3 protein-coding genes are annotated in these 4,459 nt (G+C 28.2%); 2 read left to right on the top strand and 1 reads right to left on the bottom strand.

Annotation, left to right across the window (positions count from 1 at the left end; translation table 11 throughout):
* Positions 1–182: 182 nt before the first annotated feature.
* Positions 183–2,591 (bottom strand): chemotaxis protein CheA, encoded by a 2,409-nt coding sequence (locus KQ44_RS08325; protein WP_096737014.1) that lies wholly within the window; start codon positions 2,589–2,591, stop codon positions 183–185.
* Between the two features lie 207 nt (positions 2,592–2,798).
* On the opposite strand from KQ44_RS08325, the gene KQ44_RS08320 reads away from it, so the two are divergent.
* Complete coding sequence (locus tag KQ44_RS08320) at positions 2,799–3,317, top strand: metallophosphoesterase (protein ID WP_096737013.1); 519 nt, start codon at positions 2,799–2,801, stop codon at positions 3,315–3,317.
* The coding region (locus tag KQ44_RS08315) for a DUF6348 family protein (RefSeq protein WP_096737012.1) at positions 3,310–4,459 on the top strand (1,150 nt) is incomplete at its 3' end. The genes KQ44_RS08320 and KQ44_RS08315, both read left to right, overlap by 8 nt.

Raw genomic sequence — 4,459 nt, 5'->3', positions numbered from 1 at the left:
ACAAAGTACTCAGTAGTATTTACATGAAAAACTTAATATTAGAGATATTTAATGATTACTTTTTATTTATAATTATACATATAGCATTTTTAATTACTAATTATAACTTACATTATAATTAGTATAAATCTATTTATAAAACTTTAAGAAATATTAAATAATTTGTTTATTTAAAAACAAGCCTATTCTTTACTTGTATTTACTTCTGGTATTTCATTATTTTTTAATTTTTCTATAAAACTTCTCAAATCATTTTTGTTTGTTTTTGAACTGTTATTAATTTTACCTCTTTCTATTATTCTTTTAGTACCTAGACTTACCATAGTTTGAATATCCAAAATGAAACTTACAGTACCATCACCCAATACAGTAGCACCAGCCAAGCCTTCACTTTTTGTAATATTATCTTTCAATGTTTTTATAACTATATCCTGTTCGCCTATAAGATTATTAACAAGAAGAGCTACCTTTTTACCTTCTGAAGAAAGTATAACAGCATAGTATGATTTGATATTATTATACCTCGAAGGGAGCCTGAATAATTCTTTAACGCTTAATACATTTATTACATCATCTCTTACTTTAATAACCTCTATACCTTCAAGCTCTTGAATATCCTGCACGTCAATTTTTATAGTTTCTAATATACTGTTAATAGGAACTGCATAATATTCTTTTTCAGCATCAACAATAAGAGCCTGAATAATTGCAACAGTAAGAGGAATTCTTAAAAAGAAAGTGGAACCTTTTCCCCATTCTGTTTCTATACCGATAGTACCGTTAATTTTTTCAAGACTTTTTTTAACAACGTCCATACCAACGCCACGACCTGATACATTTGTAATTTTGGCAGCAGTAGAAAATCCAGGTGCAAATATATATTCAAGCATCTGTCTTTCTGAAAGTTTAGCATCAGCTGATACCAAACCTTTTTTTACAGCACTTTCAAATATTTTCTGCGGTATCATTCCCTTTCCGTCATCAGATATCTTTATGATAATTAAGTTACCCTCATGTGAAGCTCCTAAAACAACAGTTCCAGTTCTAGGTTTTCCAGCTTTTTCTCTATCTTCAGGAAGTTCTATACCATGGTCCATGGCATTTCTTACAAGGTGCACTAATGGGTCTACCAATACCTCAATAACAGATTTATCTAATTCTGTTTCTTCTCCGTACATTTCTAATTTTACTTCTTTACCCAAATCTCTTGATAAATCTCTTATAAGACGAGGAAATCTATTGAATGTCTGAGCTATAGGAAGCATTCTTATTTTCATTACTGTTTCCTGAAGCTCATTAGTTACCCTAGTAAGAAGTTGGTAAGAGTTTCTAAATCTGTCTAATGTATTTTTAAACTCTTCTTCCATTTTTACAAGTTCGCTTAATTTATTATTAAATCCATCTATATAAGTGTTTCTTATTTCTTTGGCTTCTTTTTTCTGCATATGTTCTTCAAACTTTCTAAGTACTTGAACAATGCTGTCTCTATAGTATCTTTTTACTTCATTAATACCGTTTCCTATGATTTTCTGGTATGAAGTAAGATCATCATCATACTGAACATATGAACTTTTATTTGTTACAAGCTCTCCAACCTGATTCATCATAGCATCTATTCTGTCGCTTTCTACTCTTAAAAAAGAGCTTTGTCTGTCAACTTTATGGTCTTTTCCGCTTTTGGCTGCGTCAGGTTTTTTGGCAGTATTTGCAGCAGGGGTAGCAGTCTCTTTGGCTTTTTGTGCTGCTTCTTTTTGATTTTTCTCCTGAAGAAATTTCTCATATTCTTCTAGTATGATATCTTCAATTGATATTTCTTTAGTGACATCTGGTAATGTAATAGCGTCTATTATTGTTTTATCTTCATTAATAGTAGCAAGTATATATGTAACATGTTCATAAAACTCATCACCTTCCAAAGATTCCAAAGGGGGAATACTTCCCATTATTTCTCCAACATCTTTAAGAGCAACAAATACTTGAACACCTCCAACCGTTCTCATAGGGCTTTCAGGGTCAAAACTTACATGTACTAACTTTGTTTTTACACCTTCTTCAACATTATCTCTTATTATACCAAGCAAATCGCTGTCATTAGGCAAAAGTTCGTATTTATTAACTTTTTTTTCAGCTTCAGGAGCAGCAGCCTCTTTATTTACAGCGGCACTAGATGATGATGCTTCGGGAGCAGATGACTGACCGCCTAGTTTGGCATTTTTAAAATCCTCCAGCTTTTTTATCTCTGCTTCTATATCTCCCGAATATTCTCCCTCTTCGCTTGCTGTATTGATAAGGTCTTTTAATATATCTATACCCTTTAAAAGAACATCTATAGTAGCGTCATCTACTTCTATTTTATTATTTCTTATCAAATCTAGTAAGTCTTCAAATCTGTGGGCGTATTTTTGTGTTTCAACAAGTTCTACTGCACCAGCACTTCCTTTTAAAGTATGAACTGCTCTGAATATTTCCTGTATGGCATCAACATTATGTCTTTCATTATCTAAAATAAGAATATTTTGTTCTAGTCTGTCAAGCATTTCAAATGCTTCTTCAAAGAAATCTTTAAGCAGACTTTTTATATAATCATCCATTTACACGCCCCGTAAAAATTGAAAATCTTACTATATATTATCGGAAAAATCTAAAAATGTCTATAGTAAATAATATTTTGCTTGAAAATATAATAATTTATTATATGATAAAAACTATGAAATGTCTATATTTTTATTAAAAATGTAAGAAATGAAAACAATAAATATTATTTAGTATAATGTTTTTATTTATGGATATTATTATATATGATATATTTTACTTCTGATACGCACTTTTTTTATATGCATAGTGCAAGAAAAAAAAAATTTGATGATTATAATTCTATGCATAATATTTTAATAGATAATTGGAATAAAAAAGTATCTGATAAAGATGATATATATATTGTAGGCGATTTTTCAAATGAAAGAGGATATATAAAAACTTCAAATATTTTAAAAATACTTAATGGAAATAAATATCTGATTAAAGGAAATAATGATAAGTTTATAAATAATTGTAAGTTTGACAAAAAATTATTCTTATTTATTAAAGATTATCATGTATTGAATATAGAAGAATATAATAAAAAAATTAAAAATATTGTTTTATTTCATTATCCTATATCAGAATGGGAAGGATATTATAATAATACTATTCTAATACATGGACATTGGCATAATGATAAAAAATATCATAAGAGAGCATTTAATGCTTCATGTGATATTCATAATTACAGCCCAATATCTATAGATGAAATATTAAAAATGGTGCCGCATGAATAGTTATAAAGATACGCTGTTAAATAGACTTCATAAAACTATAAGAGAAAAAAATTTAATAGAAAGAGATTCTATTAGATTATTAAGTTATGATATTACTATTGAGCCAGAAATAGTACAGATAGAAAAGAAAAACAGTATATTATGCACTATATATTTTTATGTTAAAGCACCGCTTTTTGATGATGTATTTTTTGAATCTTCTTCTAGTATAGCATCTGATGAATATAGAGCTATAGTACTTTCTTCAGATAATTTTGTATATTGTGCTTTGCAGGGTATACTCGACTTTTTGTCTGGTATTCATCATCATGAAATAGAGACTTATATACTTGACAATAAAAAGATTTTTACAGTATGCGAAAGTCCTATGATAGGGCTTGGAAATATAGAAAATAAAGAAGACTGCTACCATGAATATGTAGGTTTTGATGAAGATAACGGATATTCTAGTTTTTTATGGAATGCTATAAAAAAAGAAGTGCCTTTTATACTTTCTAATAATAGGGTGAGTTTTATAAAGACTTATGGAGCAAAAATGCCTGACGGAGAAATTATGGCAGAATGCTCTATAAATAATATTAATAATAAAGTATTAGAAAACTGTGTGCAAAATGAGATTATTAAATGGGATAATGATGGAGAGTTCTTTTCTATAAAGCAGTTTTTTTTCATACTTCAGTCTGATACTACATATGTTAAATATCCTTACAGCAGAGAAGAAATTGAATATTTTGTTATAGAGTATGTTCTCGAGTTTGAAAAGTTTGAAGGAGATTATGAAAAGTTTATTAACAGCATAACTAATATTATAGCTGATAATAATATAAGAGAAGAGATTATTAACTTTGTACCTGAAATATGTACTCAATATGCTTTTAGAGAAGTTGTTTTTAATGATATTGCTCATATCAATATAGGAAAAAAATCTTACAAAATATTAAAAACTCAGTTTACAAGCTATAAGTATATAGAAGATGCTTTGATAGACGGATTTTCTAATAATATTTTTAATAAAGATACATTTAATGATTTAGTTCATATAAGCAGTTCATACAATACAATATACGAGACAATTCAAAATAACCCTAATATAGCAATGAAAGATATATTTGTGACATGTACTTTTAACTTTACAAAAATGT

Source organism: Brachyspira sp. G79, from assembly GCF_002379365.1.
GTDB lineage: Bacteria > Spirochaetota > Brachyspiria > Brachyspirales > Brachyspiraceae > Brachyspira.
This window is presented reverse-complemented; position numbering and strand designations above follow the sequence as displayed.